Source organism: Pseudostreptobacillus hongkongensis (genome assembly GCF_001559795.1).
Taxonomy (GTDB): domain Bacteria; phylum Fusobacteriota; class Fusobacteriia; order Fusobacteriales; family Leptotrichiaceae; genus Pseudostreptobacillus; species Pseudostreptobacillus hongkongensis.
This window is the reverse complement of the sequence record NZ_LOHY01000088.1, coordinates 60,270-76,226: the sequence shown is the minus strand read 5'-3', so window position 1 is coordinate 76,226 and position 15,957 is coordinate 60,270. Positions and strand designations below refer to the sequence as shown.

Sequence of the window (15,957 nt, the reverse complement as noted above, 5' to 3'; positions counted from 1 at the left end):
TTATGATATAATAACATATAAATTTAAACGAGGGAGAAAATTGTGAGCATATTAGATAACTTAAATGAAAAACAACAAGAAGCAGCTAGAAAAATAGATGGTCAAACACTAATTCTTGCTGGAGCTGGTAGTGGTAAAACTCGTACTATCACTTTTAAAATAGCTCATATGATAAAAGAAAAAGGAATTAGTCCTAAAAATATATTAGCTCTTACATTTACTAATAAGGCAGCACGTGAAATGAAAGAAAGAGTTGAAGCCTTAATAGGTTCTAATTCAGATATATTAATATCTACATTCCATTCATTTTCAGTAAAATTATTAAGAATGTATTCTGAAAGAATAGGATATGGAACAAATTTTAATATATACGATACTTCTGATCAAAAAACTTTAATAAAAAAAATATTAAAAGATAATAATTTAGAAAATACATTTAAACCTGGTGTTGTTATAAACCAAATAAGCAGATTAAAAGAACTAGGTCTTAATTACACTACTATGGGTAATCAAGTAGATTTAAGAGTCCCTATAAACCAAAAATTAAAAACAGTATTTCAAGAGTACCAAGAAAATCTTGAAAAAAATAATTCTATGGACTTTTCTGATTTACTTGTAAATGCAAAAGCATTACTTGATGATTCTTATGTACTTGAAAGAATACAAAACAAATATGTCTACATACTTATAGATGAGTATCAAGATACGAATGAAATACAATACCAAATGGTAAAAAAAATAGCTAATAAGTATAAAAATATATGTGTTGTAGGTGATGAAGACCAAAGTATTTATTCTTTTAGAGGAGCAAATATTCAAAATATACTTAATTTTGAAAACGACTATCCTAATGCTAGTGTTATAAAACTTGAGCAAAACTATAGATCTACTCAAAATATACTTAATGCAGCCAATTCTGTTATTAAGAATAATAACTCTTCTAAAGGTAAAAAACTATGGTCAGCTAATAATCTAGGTGAAAAAGTTAAAGTTTTCAAAGCCTCTAACAATAAAGAGGAAGCAGAATTTATAGCTGAAAAAATATTAGATCTTAAAGCTTCTGGAAAAGATTTTAGTAAGTTCTGTATTTTATACAGAACTAATGCACAGTCAAGAGCTATAGAAGAAGCTTTTATGAAAAATAAGATACCTTTTAAATTATTTGGTGGATTACAATTCTTTGAAAGACGTGAAATTAAAGATTTAATATCATATCTTTTATTAATAAATAATATAAAGGATGATTTAAGTTTTGAAAGAGTTATAAATACTCCAAAACGTGCTATAGGTCCTAAAACTATAGATTCTTTAGCTCAAATTGCAAGAAAAAATAATACATCATTATTTGAAGCTATAGATATTATAGAAGATCAAATTACAGGTAGTGCAAAAAATAAATTCATATCATTTAGAAATATGATAAATGAATTAAAAGAAAATATAACTAATATTACTACTTCTGATCTACTAAAAGAATTAATAGAAAAAATTTCATATTTTGACTATTTAAATACTCTTGAAAATAGTGATGAAAGACGTGAAAACATTAATGAGCTTATAAACTCTATTACATTTAGTGAACAAGAAATAGGATTTTTATCTCTACAAGATTATCTAGAAAACATATCTTTAAATTCAGCAATTGATAACCTTAACGAAGATGAAGATTATGTAAAATTAATGACTATACATTCATCTAAAGGTCTTGAATTTAATACAGTATTTTTAACAGGATTAGAAGAAGGTCTTTTCCCTCGTGATGATTTATCTCCTGATGATCCTGAACTTGAAGAAGAAAGAAGAATATTCTACGTAGCACTTACTCGTGCTGAAGAAAATCTTTTCTTAACACATGCACTAGAACGTACTAAATACGGAAACCATTTCCTTTATGGTGTAGTTAGATCAAGATTTCTTGATGAAATTGATGAAGATATCTTAGAAGATATTCATAATCCTAATATGTATAAGTATCAAAAAACTATGACAGAACTTAATAAAACTCCTGTATTTAGAGAATATACTCAGTTTATAACTGAAAATAAAATAAACACTACTCCAAAAACAGATATTAATATAGGATATAAAGTTGGGGAAAAAGTATTCCATAATACATATGGTGAAGGTACAATTAAACAAATAACTGAAAAATCTGTTGTTGTTCAATTTCTTGATGGAGAGAAAAAAATAGCAACTAAACTTATTGATAAATTCTTAAGAAAGGTAGGAAAGTAATGAAAAAATTATTAATGATATTATTATTTTGCTTTAGTTTAAATTCTTTTGCAAAATTTAACGAAAATGACTTTAAATGGTATACATTCCAAGAAATTGCTGCTCATATGGATCAAATACAACCATATGACATCTTAGTTTTAAATGTAGGTAGTCAAATTTCTCAAACATGGGGACATATATTTTTAGTAAATAAAGATAAAAAATTAGTCGAGATAAAAGGAGCTATTGAAGTATTTGCTGATTCACCTATATATAGTTTCTTTAATATTAATAACAGAAATATAGCAATATTAAGATACAAATATATAGATGATGCTCTTGTTGATCAGATGGAGAAGGATACTCCACTTTATTACAATAAGTTCTATTCTTTCTTATCTAATTCTAATTCTGAAGATATACATACTTATTGCTCTAAGTTTATATATACTTTATTTTTAGATGCAGGTAAAAAACTAGGACGTAACACAAGATTATTCCCTGATAAATACCCTATATATCCATTTGATTTCTTGGAAACTACAACACTTGAAAATATTACTTTAAAAGGTTAATTATGAAAAAATTAATTATTTTATTTATTTTAGTATTATCAAGTTTAAATTTTAGTGCCAATATAAATAATACTAAATGGTATTCTTTCTTAACTTTAGTCGTTAATTACGATAAATTAAAACCCTATGATATAATAGTGCTTGAAAAAGGAAATAAATTCACTCAGCAATGGGGTCATTGTTATATACTTAATGAAGATTTAAAATTAATAGAATTTAAAAGCTATTTTGAATACTATACTGATAACCCTATATATAGCTTTATTAATGAAAAAAGAAAAATCACTATATTGAGATACAGTAATTTAAATAAAGATACCCAACTTAAACTTAGAAATAATTTGGATAAATACTACAATAAAAGATATAATGTATTTACTGATAATAGTAGTGAAAATATAGATACCTATTGTTCTAAATTTATATATACCTTATATAAAGAAGTTGGTATTGAATTAGGTAAAAATAAATGGCCTATATTACCCTATGATTTTTTAAATAGTCCACTACTAGAAAATGTAATTTTAGAAGGAGAATAAATGAAAAAAATACTAACAATTATTATATCAACATTATTCTTGCTTTCCTGCAAAGAAAAAGAAATTAGAAATGATAATAAAGATTTTTTAACTAAAATCACTTATTCTAATTTAGTTGATAGTGATATTCAAAATAAAGTAAGAGATATTCTTATAGATAATAATGTAAGTGAAAAACAAGCAGATATATTTTTAAAAAGTGTAAATCTATTTAATAATGGTATAAATGATTATTCCTTAGTTGATTCAGGATTTAAAAAATTAGATGGTATAAAGGCTGATTATGATGAATTTTTAATGCAAGAAAAATGGAATAGTAATTTCCCTTTATTTTCAGGATTTAATTGCCGTATTACTTCTTATACTTTAATGAGTGATTTAATTAAAGTTAATAGTAAAGAAATAGGTGATACTGATTATTTATTCATAGATAAAGATTCTATCAAAAATACTCCTATAGATTTATTTGATGAAAATCAAACATCTAACTTCTTTGTATTATTTTCAACTGTACCTACAACTTTAACTAAAGATTATAAAGTACATGTTAAAAATATTCAAGATGAATTTAAAAAGAGAAAAATAGAATTTACAGATTCAAAAATAAAATTAATTTCTGTTTTCTTCCATGAGCAAGAAGAAGAAAATAATTATTTATTTATAGGTCATATAGGAGTTTTATTACCTTATGAAGATAAATTTCTATTTATAGAAAAAATTGCTTTCCAAGAACCATATCAAGCAATATTATTTAATGATAAAACTGAACTTAATGATTATTTAATGGGTAAATATGATGTTAATTTTAATCAGCCAACTGCTGATCCAATAATTATGGAAAATGATAAATTATTAGATACTTATAGATTTAATCCAAATAAAGGTGAACTATAAAATGGAGCATTGCTCCATTTTATAATTTAACTAACTTTCCATTACTCATTTCCCATATATTATTTGTCAAATAATTTAAAATTTCAATATTATGAGTTATAAATATAATAGTCTTACCTATTTTGTTAAGATCCTTTAATATATTCAAAACCTGAAATTGTAAATTTATATCAAGAGATGATATAACCTCATCTAATATATAAATATCTGTATCCATAAGTAATGCACGCGCTATATTTAATCTTTGCTTTTCTCCACCAGATAATTTCTCAGAAACCCTATTTCTATCTATATTTTCTAAATTCACTATTTTTAAAACTTCTAAAACTTTAGTTTCATCTATAATCTCATTACGCATTTCAAAAACCTCATTTAATATTTCAAATACTTTCATTTTAGGATTTAAACATGTACTGTATTCTTGAAATACTATAGATACCAATCTAGAATATTCTTTTAAAGAATAGCTGTTTTTACTTTTATTATTAACTATTATTTCCCCATCATCTTCTTTTAAAATATTAGAAACTATATACGCTAAGGTTGTTTTACCTCCACCGCTTTTACCTATTATTCCCATTATATCTCCTTTTTTTAACTCAAAAGATATATTAGATAAAATTTGTTTATTTCCAATTTTTTTATTAACATTAACAACCTTTATCATAAATTTCTCCTAACTTTTTAATATTAGAAATATACTGATCATCTATATTTAAAAACTCTTTATATGTCCCTACAAATTTTAATGTTCCATTGTCTAAATATATTATTTTATCAGAATAATTTTTAAGTACATTTATACTATGAGTTATTACTAAAAGAGTAATATTCGTCTTTTTTAATAAATCAAAAATATAGTTTTCATTTTCTTTATCAAGTCCTGAACTTATTTCATCACAAATTATAATCTTGGGCTGTAATAATAAAACTATACCTATAACTATTCTTTGTTTTTGACCTCCACTTAATTCATGTGGATATTTTTCTAAACTATCTAAGTTTAAATTTAATTTTAAAAGCATATCTTCTATTTTTTTTAGTGCTGTTTTTTCATCATAAATATTATGATATATCAAAGGCCCCAACATTTGATCTTTTATTTTTAAAACTGGATTTAAAGATCTTGCAAAATCTTGGAAAATTAATGCTACATCTTTACCACACTTATAATCTTCATTCCCTTTTATTTTTATTACACCTTGTATATCAAGTTCTGAAAGTTTCATTATACTTTTAGCTATTTGAGTTTTTCCACTTCCAGATGATCCTATTAAAACATTAATCTTATCATTTTCTATTGATAAATCTAAATTTTCTATTATCGTTTTTTCATTATTTTTAATACATAGATTTTGTATATCAAGTATTTTCATTAAGACCTCCAAAGAATAATGTAATTAAAACTATAAATACACTTACCAATATAAATTGTGTAGGATTTATAAGTAAGGCATTAAAACCTGAAGATAACATATTTCCTAATGTTGCTTTTGGTAGTCTAACACCTATGCCCATAAAAGATAAAAATGTTTCTGAAAATATTATTCCCGGTATCATAAAACTTATTCTAAATAATACTATATCTATAATATTAGGTAATATATGTTTCTTTAATACATGAAATGAACTAGCTCCCATCATTTTTGATATCAAAATAAAATTTTGTGCATTAAGTTTCTTAACCTCATTTCTTACAATTATTGCCATTCTTAAACTTCTATTTATTGATAAAGAAAAAATAAGTAAGAACATACTATTACCTATAAATACTAAAATAAATATAGTTAAAATCAAACTAGGTATGGACATTATAAACTGTATTATAACCATTAATATTTTATCTATTTTATTACTAATGCCCATAAAATACCCCAAAATAATTCCCATTATAAAAATAATAAAGCATATACTTATACATATAATTAAAGTATTTAAACTTCCTTGTACTAATCTTGCTAATATATCTCTACCTAATTCATCTGTCCCTAAGATATGGTTATTTACAAAAAATCTAGAATTAATATTTTCTAAATCTTGACTAATACCATCATATTTATTAAATAAATTTAAAACTATAAAAAACATAGGTATCAATATGATATATTTTCTATTTAATTTCATATTTCACCTTCTATTCTTTTATCTAAAAATAATGTTATTATATCCATTAAAGTTATACATAAAATTAAAACTATACTGTAAAATAATGTAAGACCTATAACCATTGTATAATCTCTATCTATAATAGAACTTGTATAATATTTTCCTAATCCTGGTATTCCAAATAAAGTTTCAACAATAAATGACCCTGTAATAAGAGATATTACCTGAGGAGTTAAAGTTGTTATTATAGTCGGCAAAATATTTTTTAATATATGCTTTTTGATAACATATTTTTTATCATATCCTAAAGATAAATAAAACTGTACATATTCCTTATCCATTTCTTCTCTTATTTTAATATTAATAACTCTAAATACCATACAAGTTGTAAAAAATGATAATGATAACACTGGTAATATCTTTTGTAATTCAGTATCAAAACCTGTAATAGGAAATCTAATATTAAATTTATTATTAACATATACAACAAGTAATTGTAAAAAACCAATTATTACAAAACTTGGTATGGATATTACTATATAACTAATTATATATCCATATTTATTCATTTTTTTATTAATAGAAGAATATATACCCAAAGGCACTCCTATAATAATAGACAATATTAAAGTTCTTATTCCTAATGATAAAGATACAGGAAAATTACTTAATATTACATCACTTACATTTTTATCTTCATATTTTATAGATTTTCCTAAATCACCTTTAAAAATATCTTTTAAGTATAATATATATTGTTCATTAATACTTTTATCTAGATTATATTTTTGTATTATTGCTTCTTTCATAGTCCCATCTATATCTGAATCATTATATATCAAATTAGATGGTAACATATGTATTAAATAAAATGTTAAAGTTATTATACAAAATATTGTTAAAACGCTTTTTATTAATTTTTTAAATATTTGTTTCAAAATTTTCCTCCTAATAAAAAAGCTATCTCATAAGAGATAGCTCCAAACTCTATTCTATATAAATTATTTTTAACTATTTAGAAACTACGTTTGTTGCTTGTGGTCCTTTTTCACTTTCTTCAAGTTCGAATTCTACTTCTTCTCCTTCAGCAACAGTTTTAAAACCACTTTTCATAATTTTAGAGAAATGTAAGAAATAATCTTTCCCATCTTCTCCTGCGATAAATCCAATACCTCTTTTTTCGTTGAACCATTTAACTTTACCTAACAAAATACTTCCTCCTATTCTCCAAGCCTTAGGCTTGTTTATAGTATAGTTTACCTTGATAACTATAATTTGTCAATACTCTATTATAATATTTTTTTAATTTTTTAAAATACCTTATCAATCTCTATGTCATAATTTAAAAACTTAATCCTATAACATTTTAAATACATTCTATTACTAGTAATTCCACCATATTTCCTATCACCTATTATTGGCTTATTTATGCTACTTAAATGAACACGTATTTGATGCTTTCTTCCAGTTTTTAAATCAACATCTAAAAAAGCTTTATCCTTCTCTATATTAATAACTTTAAATATAGTTTTAGAATATAATCCATTTTCAGATATTTTTACTCCAGTTTCAGTTACTTCTATAGGTTTTTCAACAATAAATTTCTCATTTAATTTAAGATTATTTGAATTAATCATAGCTATATATTTTTTTAATATTTCCCTATCTTTTATAACTTGATTTATCTTTCTTAATATATTAAGATTCTTAGTTCCTATAACTAATCCTTCAGTTTCTAAATCTAACCTATTTGCAAAATTAACATTAGAATTATTATAATATTTTTTAGCCATTTCAGATATGCCATATTCATGGTTATTCCCTTTATGCATAGGTATATTATTAGGTTTATTGATTATAAATATATCATCATCTTCAAATACTATCATATCTTTAAACTTTGATATATTTATATTATTATTTATCTTTGTATTCCCCATTTCAATTTTAGCATTATCTGGAAAATATATTTCATCATTTATTAATAATCTATAATTTTCTTTAGATTTTTTACCGTTAACTTTAATATTTCCTTTTCTGATTAAAGAAAAAATCAAAGCTAAACTTTCTTCCTTAGAATATTTTCTAACAAATTTATCAAGTCTCATATTAACATGTTCTTGATCAACTTTAAAATTATTTATCATTTATTACCATCACCATTATTAGTTTTAATACTTTGTGCAAGTCCTATCATTGCAAATGAAGATAAAAAAGATGAACCTCCATAACTCATTAATAATAAAGGTTTTCCTGTTACAGGAACTATACCTAGAGTCATCCCAACATTTATTATAACATGGGCTAAAAATATTCCAGATATTCCATAAAGTATTATCCGGCCATAATCATCATTTATTATTTTCGATATATTAATTAAGCTATATATTAGTAAAAAATAAAGCAAAAGAACAAATGAAGATCCTAAAAATCCTACCTCTTCACCTATAACTGAGAAAATAAAATCTGTTTGTGATTCTGGTAAAAATTTAAGTCTACTCTGACTACCTTCTAAATATCCTTTACCAACAACACCACCAGATCCTATAGAAATCTTAGACTGAGCTACGTGCCACCCCTTATTTTTTATATCCTTTTCTGGATTTAAAAATGTTTGTATTCTAACCTTCTGATAATCTTGTAATACAAAAGTATATATAGGTACAGAAAATATTGCCAAAACTATAAATATAGCAACTATAGGCTTAAGATTAGCTCTTGATAATATTAATATACATAAAAATGAAAAACATAATATTAAAGTTGTTCCTAAATCAGGTTGTATTAAAAGTAAACCTAGTATAGGTATGGCTGGAAAAAATGAAGCTATTATATCTTTTAAATTATTTATTCCATTAGAAAAATTCTTAACTATACCAAAAGCAAGTATCATAACCAAGAATATCTTAACAAATTCAGATGGTTGAATTTGAATAAATCCAAGATCTATCCATCTTTTAGCTCCTAATTTAGTAACTCCTAAAAATCTTGTATAAATCAATATTAAAATAGAAAATATATATATACCGTTTATAAATCTCTTACTTGCTCTATAATCAGTTAAAGCTATAACAAAAAGAATTAACGTCCCTATTCCTATCCATAACAAATTATTTCTTACATAACTCATAGATCTAGTTGCACTATAAACAAATAATGTACTTATAAATACAAGAGTATATACTATAGCTAAAAGTGGCTTATCTAATTTTGAAATTCTATTTTTTAATAATGCTAATGTTCTTTTATTGTCTATCATCTATATCCCCTATTACACAAATACTAAAATTATTAAGCAATTCTTTTGCCTTATTATTAATATCTTCTACAGTTATATCTTTAAGCATTATTTCTATTTCATCATCAGTATATATCTTTGAATAATTAATATATGAATTATAGTATCTTGATATAAGTCTAGAATTTTCTTTAGCACTTGCATTACTAGATAAAATATAGTTTTTAGTTTTTTCAAGCTCTCTTTCACTTATTCCTTTTTCCTTTAATTCATCAATAACTTCCCTACTTGCTTTAATAGCTTCTTCATATTTATTTTTAGATGTTCCTATATATATTCCTAGACCATCAAAATCATCATAATTCATACCAAATGAATATACTGAATAAGCTAACATTCTTTTTTCACGAATTTCTTGAAATAATCTTGAACTAAACCCATCTCCAAGTATTATTTCTAAAATCATTTCAATAAGTGTTATTTTTCTTTCTTTTTTTTCTCTATTAAATTGAGTCATCATGTATACATTGACTTGATTCTGATCTCTTTTAATATATTCTTCTTTATTAAGCAACATAGGCTTTTCAAAATCTTTTTTCACAGATTTTTTAGGCATGTTAACAAAATATTCATTTATCATATTTATAAGTAATTCTTCATCAAAATTTCCTGAAATTAAAATCATCATATTATCTTGAGTATATCTTCTTCTATAATAGTCCATTAAGTTTTCTCTAGTAAAACTCCCAACACTTTCTATACTCCCTAATATGTTATATTTTAAATTACCAGTAAATAGCTTTTCTGACATAATTTGAAAATTAACTTGTCTTGTTTCATCATTACTCATATTTATTTCTTCAAATATTATTTCTTTTTCTTTTTTTAATTCATTTTCAGGAAATATAGGATCACAAATCATATCAAAAAATATTTCTGTTGTTTCCTTTTGTTTACTTGTTAAAGATGAAAAATAGTAATTTGTAACCTCTTTTGAAGTATATGCATTAAAATTAGCACCATAAAAATCCATTTCCTCACTAATTTGATAAGAAGTTCTCTTATTTGTTCCAGTAAACATCATATGTTCTAATAAATGAGATAATCCTTTCTCATTCTCATCTTCATTATTAGCACCTGTTCTAAAGATAATAGATAATGTAAATGATCTATCTGTATCTATTTTATTTGTTATCAGCTTAGATCCTAAAACATCTAAAATTTTAATCATAGCTAATTCCTTTCTGAATATCTTTAATCAATTTATTTTTAAATTGTTTTTCTTTACTATATATAGTAAAATTATCTAATTTAGTTTTTATAAAATCAGGAAATAACGTATTATATGGTTCTAAATAAATAGATACATATTCTGTTACTATACTATTTTCAAGAATATTTTTAACATCTTGATTTCTATCTGAAATTACAAGTGATACTATAAATATAATAAATATAACTATGCTAGATTTAACAAATCCAAATACTCCACCTAGTATTTTATTAAAAAATGTAAGTGGGGTTGAATCTATAAACTTAGAAAGTATCATAGAAAGTATAGAAATAGCTACATAAACTATAATAAATGTAATTATATACATAGCATATTTAGTTATACTATTATCTATATTAATTTCTAAAAATGAAAGCTCTATACTTAATACTTTTGGAATTAAATATATTATTAATAATAATTTAAATAAACTAAGTGATTCTTTTACAAATCCTTTTTTCAAACCAAAAAATACAAACAATATTGTTATTGCAATAAAAAGTAAATCTAAAATCATTAAATCTCCTCCTTTACATATACTCTATTAACTCTAGGAGAAACTGCACAAAGTAATTCATAACTTATAGTATTTGCTAAATTTGCTTGTTCTTCAACTTTAATATTTTCTCCGAATATTTCAACAAAATCTCCTAATTTCACATCATTATCAGCAAGTATCATAAATTGATCCATGCAAATATTTCCTATTATATTATAATATTTTCCTCTTAAATATACCTTAGATTTATTAGATAAACTTCTAAAAATACCATCTGCATATCCAGCAGAAACTGTTGCTATTATATCACCTTTTTTAGCTTTATATGTATTAGAATATCCTATATAACTATCTTCTACTAGAGTTTTAATATAGCTAATTCTTGCTTCAAAACTCATGACAGGCTTATATATATTAGTTAGTTCTCCACCATACATTAATATACCTAATCTATATAGATCAAAACTTTCAAAAAAATCATAATATTTTTCAGAACCAAAACTATTTAGTAGATGTTTGTATTTTATATCATATTTTTTAGAAATGTTAATAAATTTTTCATATTGATATCTTGTATAATATTCATCATTATCTGCTGATGTCAAATGAGAAAAAATACCTACTGGTTTTAATTTTTTTATAACCTCTTCTATTTCAAATTCATTAAAACCTAATCTTCCCATTCCTGTATCATATGCTATATGATAATTACCTTCAATATTATTGTTTATAATATATTCAATTTCTTCAAATGAAGTTATTGTTATATCTATATTATTTTTTGAAAGCTCATAATACATATTAGGTTCAACTGCAGAAAGAATTAATATTTTTGCCTCTTTATTTATCTTTCTTATAACCTGTGCTTCTTCTATTGTCGCAACTCCAAAAAATCTAATACCAAATTTAAAACACTCTTTAAATATTTCTTCATAACCATGACCATATGCATTTGCTTTAATTACTGCCATTATCTTTTCTTTTGGAATCTTATCTGATATAACTTCCAAATTATATATTAAATTATCTAGATTTATTACAGCTCTTGCTCTCATATTCTGCCACTATCTCCATAATTTTATTTATAACTTCTTCAAAATTCATATTATCTGTATCAACTTCTATTGCATCTTCTGCTTTTTTTAAAGGGGAATGTTTTCTATTTTGATCATTAAAATCACGTTTTTTAATATCCTCTAATATTTTTTCATAATCTAATGTACCGTCTTCTAAAAATCTTCTTTTAGCACGAACTTCTGGACTTGCAGTCAAATATATTTTTATTTCTGCATTAGGAAACACAACCGTACCTATATCACGTCCATCTAATATAACATCTTTATCTTCAGATATTTTTCTTTGCAAATAAACCATATATTCTCTTACTTCTTTTATAGTTGAAACATTCGAAGCATATTTAGAAATCTCATTTTCTCTTATTTTATTGCTTACATCTTCACCATCTAGATAAAACTGTTCACCTTCTATTTTAATATCTAAATTTTTTAATATCTCTTTTATATTATCAAGCTCTAATTTATCTTTATATACCTTATAACCTAATAATCTATACATTGCTCCTGTATCTAAATGTGATAAGTTAAGTCTTCTTGCTAATTCTTTAGCAACAGAACTTTTACCACTACCTGATGGACCATCAATTGCTATTCTCATTTTAAATCTCCTCATATTTAAGGTTAATTCTTTTAATATCAATTGCATAATTAGTTTTATCATCTACTAAAACTTCAATTGCATTTATTTTTTTATTAGTTTCACAAACAGTAAATTTAACCGGTAAGCCTGTTTTAAATTTTTGTATCACTTCTTTTTTATTCATTCCTATAACTCCATCATGACCTCCAGTCATACCTACATCTGTAATATATGCTGTCTTATTATTCAATATGCTTTCATCAGCAGTTTGAACGTGAGTATGAGTACCATAAATTATAGATACCTTACCAGCCACATTCCAACCCATAGCTATTTTTTCTGACGTTACTTCTGCATGGAAATCTACAACTATAATATCTACCTTTTCTTTTAGATCTTCAAGTAAACTATCTATAGCTATAAAAGGACAATGTAAGGTATTCATATATACCTTACCTTGTAAACTAACAATAGCTATTTTTTTATTTTTCTTTTCAATTATAGTATAACCATTCCCTGGTGCTTTATCTGAAAAATTATATGGTCTTATAACTCTTTTTGTTTTATTAAGATATTCATACACATCTTTTTTATCAAAACTATGGTTACCTAAAGTTATTACATCCACACCATTGTTTAATAAATTATTTGCTTTTTGTGATGTAATACCGAAACCATTGTCTATATTTTCAGCATTAACTACTATAACATCATATTTTTCACCATGTTTGGCTAAATACTTATTTAATGTATCCTCTCCTTGATATCCTACTATATCTCCAACTAAGAGAAATTTCATAAATACTCCATTCTAAAAATATAAGCAGTCTATTCTTTATATGACTGCTCCTATTTACTTTTTATTCTAATTTAATTATTTAGCATATTCTGTTGATCTAGTTTCTCTAATTACAGTAACTTTGATTTGACCTGGATATTGCATTTTTTCTTCTATTTCTTTTGCAACTTCTCTTGAAAGTATTATAGCTTTGTCATCGCTTATTTCTTCTGGTTTAACTATTAATCTTAATTCTCTTCCAGCTTGTATTGCATAAGAACTTTCTATTCCTTCATGAGAATTTGCAATTTCTTCTAATTGTTCTAAACGTTTTAAATAATTTGTTAATGTTTCACGTCTAGCTCCTGGTCTTGCTGCACTTATGGCATCTGCTGCTTGAACTATTATAGCTTCTATTGAAGTAGGCTCTACTTCATTATGATGAGCTTCAACTGCATTTAATACAACTTCATTTTCTCTTGAATATCTTCTTAAGAACTCTGCACCATTTATAGCATGTGATCCTTCTTGTTCATGAGAGAAGGCTTTACCTATATCATGTAATAATCCAGCTCTTTTAGCATAATCAATATTTGCTCCAAGTTCAGCTGCAAGTGCTGCACATAAATGAGCAACTTCTATTGAATGTTGTAATATATTTTGACCAAATGAAGTTCTGAATTTTAATCTTCCTAAAGTTTTTAATACTTCTTTAGGTAAAGCATGTATTCCAACTTCTAAAATTGCTTCTTCTGCAACTTTTATCATTTCTTCTTCAACTTCACTTTGTGATTTTTCAACTATTTCTTCTATTTTTGTTGGATGTATTCTTCCATCTTGAATAAGTTTTTCAAGTGAAAGTCTTGCAACCTCACGTCTTACTCCATCAAATGAAGATAATACAACTGCCTCTGGAGTATCATCTATAATTAAATCAACCCCTGTTGCAGCTTCAAGTGCTCTAATATTTCTTCCTTCTTTACCTATTATTCTCCCCTTCATTTCTTCACTTGGAAGTTGAACAACAGATATAGTCGCATCAGCAACATAATCTGATGCAGCTTTATTAATTGCATGAGCAATTGCACTTTTTGCTAATCTTTCTTTTTCTCTTTCAATATTATATTCATAATCTCTTATTATTAATGCTTTATCATGTTCTAACTCATCTTCAAGTTTAACTAATATTATTTCTCTAGCCTCTTCTTGAGTAAGTGATGAAATTCTTTGTAATTCTTCACTTTCTTTTTGAATCATAACATTTAATTCATTTTCAATTTCTATTATTTTATCTTTTTTCTCTTCTAATTTTAATTCTTTCTCTTCTAATTTATTAGTTCTTAATTCTAAATTTTCTTCTTTTTTAGAAATTCTTTCTTCCTTAAGTAAAATTTCAGCTTTCATTATTTTAATTTCTTCATCGGCTGATTTTTTTTGACTTAAAATTTCCTCTTTAACCTTTAAAGTTTCTTCTTTTCTAAACGATTCTATTTCTCTCTCTACTTCTTTTTTTTCTGTCTCTAATTTTCTTTTTAAATTAACTATCATTAATTCTAAATCACTATATTCACCATATTTAGTTGTAAATTTTTTGTTTATCATATTAAAACCAAAAAATAATGAAACAGCTATTACTAATATTGCACAAACTATCAAAATTAGTATAAAATTTAACATCTATTTCTCCTCTCTATTTATTATTGAGGGTCTATACTCTTTATCTTCCATTTATTTTCTACATAATTCCAAATGACATCAAAATACATAGTTTCCAATTCAAAATTAATTAAAAGTACACTTTTTGCACTGTTTATATTTTGTATCTCTATTTCATCTGAAAATACTACCAAAGCTTTTGATAGATCATATTTATCTAAGTAAGAAAATTTTATGTCATTAATTAATGAGCTAACCACTCTTTCTTTTATTTTTTGTTTATCATTATTTTTAGCATCCATAATTATTTCATTTTGAACTTCTCTAATTTTACTATATATACCATTTATTTCAGTATTTGTTAAATTACTAGTATTTTCAATACTAGAACAACTAAAAAGCAATAATAAACATGCGAAAATCAATACTTTTTTCATAATCCTCCCATTATATTTAGTCTATCACATTTTAATCTTTTTTTCAATATAAAGCGCAAGAAAAAAAGATAACTCTGAAATTAATTCCA

The 15,957-nt window shown here is 24.4% G+C and carries 18 protein-coding genes; 4 read left to right on the top strand and 14 right to left on the bottom strand.

Features of this window, described 5'->3' with window-relative positions; genetic code table 11:
• Positions 1-42 precede the first annotated feature (42 nt).
• Genes AYC59_RS04210 through AYC59_RS04195 form a run of 4 tightly spaced genes read left to right on the top strand, consistent with a single transcriptional unit; the run spans position 43 to position 4,225 of the window.
• On the top strand, positions 43-2,235 hold the full coding sequence (locus AYC59_RS04210) for an ATP-dependent helicase (RefSeq protein ID WP_066895530.1): 2,193 nt from the start codon (positions 43-45) through the stop codon (positions 2,233-2,235).
• Positions 2,235-2,792: a hypothetical protein gene (locus AYC59_RS04205; RefSeq protein ID WP_066895528.1), complete on the top strand. Its 558-nt coding sequence runs from the start codon at positions 2,235-2,237 to the stop codon at positions 2,790-2,792. The genes AYC59_RS04210 and AYC59_RS04205 overlap by 1 nt, the downstream gene beginning before the upstream one ends.
• Positions 2,793-2,794: 2 nt before the next feature.
• Entirely contained in the window at positions 2,795-3,331 is a 537-nt protein-coding gene (locus AYC59_RS04200) for a YiiX/YebB-like N1pC/P60 family cysteine hydrolase (RefSeq protein ID WP_066895526.1), read from the top strand.
• A complete protein-coding gene (locus AYC59_RS04195) occupies positions 3,332-4,225 on the top strand; it encodes a DUF4300 family protein (RefSeq protein WP_066895524.1) in 894 nt (297 codons plus the stop codon).
• 19 nt (positions 4,226-4,244) lie between these two features.
• Here AYC59_RS04195 and AYC59_RS04190 read toward each other — a convergent pair whose 3' ends face one another.
• From AYC59_RS04190 to AYC59_RS04125, 14 genes are all read right to left on the bottom strand, one after another.
• Positions 4,245-4,892: an ATP-binding cassette domain-containing protein gene (locus AYC59_RS04190; RefSeq protein ID WP_066895522.1), complete on the bottom strand. Its 648-nt coding sequence runs from the start codon at positions 4,890-4,892 to the stop codon at positions 4,245-4,247.
• The gene (locus AYC59_RS04185; protein WP_066895520.1) at positions 4,876-5,601 is read right to left on the bottom strand and encodes an ATP-binding cassette domain-containing protein; all 726 of its coding nucleotides are present in this window, start codon (positions 5,599-5,601) and stop codon (positions 4,876-4,878) included. Before AYC59_RS04185 ends, AYC59_RS04190 begins: the two co-directional genes overlap by 17 nt.
• Positions 5,588-6,349 carry an ABC transporter permease gene (locus AYC59_RS04180; protein ID WP_066895518.1) on the bottom strand — a complete coding sequence of 254 codons (762 nt, stop codon included), beginning with the start codon at positions 6,347-6,349 and terminating at the stop codon, positions 5,588-5,590. Before AYC59_RS04180 ends, AYC59_RS04185 begins: the two co-directional genes overlap by 14 nt.
• Positions 6,346-7,269, bottom strand: a complete 924-nt coding sequence (locus tag AYC59_RS04175) for an ABC transporter permease (protein ID WP_066895516.1) — start codon at positions 7,267-7,269, stop codon at positions 6,346-6,348. The genes AYC59_RS04180 and AYC59_RS04175 overlap by 4 nt, the downstream gene beginning before the upstream one ends.
• A 73-nt stretch (positions 7,270-7,342) precedes the next feature.
• Positions 7,343-7,540: a cold shock domain-containing protein gene (locus AYC59_RS04170; protein ID WP_066895514.1), complete on the bottom strand. Its 198-nt coding sequence runs from the start codon at positions 7,538-7,540 to the stop codon at positions 7,343-7,345.
• Between the two features lie 101 nt (positions 7,541-7,641).
• A complete protein-coding gene (locus tag AYC59_RS04165; RefSeq protein WP_066895512.1) occupies positions 7,642-8,478 on the bottom strand; it encodes an RluA family pseudouridine synthase in 837 nt (278 codons plus the stop codon).
• A complete protein-coding gene (gene rodA / locus AYC59_RS04160; RefSeq protein ID WP_066895510.1) occupies positions 8,475-9,590 on the bottom strand; it encodes a rod shape-determining protein RodA in 1,116 nt (371 codons plus the stop codon). The genes AYC59_RS04165 and rodA overlap by 4 nt, the downstream gene beginning before the upstream one ends.
• A complete protein-coding gene (locus AYC59_RS04155) occupies positions 9,577-10,800 on the bottom strand; it encodes a M16 family metallopeptidase (RefSeq protein WP_066895508.1) in 1,224 nt (407 codons plus the stop codon). The genes rodA and AYC59_RS04155 overlap by 14 nt, the downstream gene beginning before the upstream one ends.
• On the bottom strand, positions 10,793-11,359 hold the full coding sequence (locus tag AYC59_RS04150) for a CvpA family protein (RefSeq protein WP_066895506.1): 567 nt from the start codon (positions 11,357-11,359) through the stop codon (positions 10,793-10,795). Before AYC59_RS04150 ends, AYC59_RS04155 begins: the two co-directional genes overlap by 8 nt.
• A complete protein-coding gene (alr, locus tag AYC59_RS04145) occupies positions 11,359-12,396 on the bottom strand; it encodes an alanine racemase (RefSeq protein WP_066895504.1) in 1,038 nt (345 codons plus the stop codon). Before alr ends, AYC59_RS04150 begins: the two co-directional genes overlap by 1 nt.
• Entirely contained in the window at positions 12,365-13,015 is a 651-nt protein-coding gene (gene cmk / locus AYC59_RS04140) for a (d)CMP kinase (RefSeq protein ID WP_066895502.1), read from the bottom strand. Before cmk ends, alr begins: the two co-directional genes overlap by 32 nt.
• A 1-nt stretch (position 13,016) precedes the next feature.
• On the bottom strand, positions 13,017-13,796 hold the full coding sequence (locus AYC59_RS04135) for a TIGR00282 family metallophosphoesterase (RefSeq protein ID WP_066895500.1): 780 nt from the start codon (positions 13,794-13,796) through the stop codon (positions 13,017-13,019).
• Positions 13,797-13,871: 75 nt separating this feature from the next.
• Complete coding sequence (gene rny, locus AYC59_RS04130; protein WP_066895498.1) at positions 13,872-15,452, bottom strand: ribonuclease Y; 1,581 nt, start codon at positions 15,450-15,452, stop codon at positions 13,872-13,874.
• Positions 15,453-15,472: 20 nt separating this feature from the next.
• Positions 15,473-15,868, bottom strand: coding sequence for a hypothetical protein (locus tag AYC59_RS04125; RefSeq protein ID WP_066895496.1), 396 nt, complete (start codon positions 15,866-15,868; stop codon positions 15,473-15,475).
• Positions 15,869-15,957 lie beyond the last annotated feature (89 nt).

Coding starts and splice junctions, on each gene's coding strand:
- AYC59_RS04205 (WP_066895528.1), top strand. CDS start 2,235: ATGAAAAAATTATTAATGATATTATTATTTTGCTTTAGTTTAAATTCT.
- AYC59_RS04200 (WP_066895526.1), top strand. CDS start 2,795: ATGAAAAAATTAATTATTTTATTTATTTTAGTATTATCAAGTTTAAAT.
- AYC59_RS04195 (WP_066895524.1), top strand. CDS start 3,332: ATGAAAAAAATACTAACAATTATTATATCAACATTATTCTTGCTTTCC.
- AYC59_RS04190 (WP_066895522.1), bottom strand. CDS start 4,892: ATGATAAAGGTTGTTAATGTTAATAAAAAAATTGGAAATAAACAAATT.
- AYC59_RS04185 (WP_066895520.1), bottom strand. CDS start 5,601: ATGAAAATACTTGATATACAAAATCTATGTATTAAAAATAATGAAAAA.
- AYC59_RS04180 (WP_066895518.1), bottom strand. CDS start 6,349: ATGAAATTAAATAGAAAATATATCATATTGATACCTATGTTTTTTATA.
- AYC59_RS04165 (WP_066895512.1), bottom strand. CDS start 8,478: ATGATAAATAATTTTAAAGTTGATCAAGAACATGTTAATATGAGACTT.
- rodA (WP_066895510.1), bottom strand. CDS start 9,590: ATGATAGACAATAAAAGAACATTAGCATTATTAAAAAATAGAATTTCA.
- AYC59_RS04155 (WP_066895508.1), bottom strand. CDS start 10,800: ATGATTAAAATTTTAGATGTTTTAGGATCTAAGCTGATAACAAATAAA.
- AYC59_RS04150 (WP_066895506.1), bottom strand. CDS start 11,359: ATGATTTTAGATTTACTTTTTATTGCAATAACAATATTGTTTGTATTT.
- alr (WP_066895504.1), bottom strand. CDS start 12,396: ATGAGAGCAAGAGCTGTAATAAATCTAGATAATTTAATATATAATTTG.
- cmk (WP_066895502.1), bottom strand. CDS start 13,015: ATGAGAATAGCAATTGATGGTCCATCAGGTAGTGGTAAAAGTTCTGTT.
- AYC59_RS04135 (WP_066895500.1), bottom strand. CDS start 13,796: ATGAAATTTCTCTTAGTTGGAGATATAGTAGGATATCAAGGAGAGGAT.
- rny (WP_066895498.1), bottom strand. CDS start 15,452: ATGTTAAATTTTATACTAATTTTGATAGTTTGTGCAATATTAGTAATA.
- AYC59_RS04125 (WP_066895496.1), bottom strand. CDS start 15,868: ATGAAAAAAGTATTGATTTTCGCATGTTTATTATTGCTTTTTAGTTGT.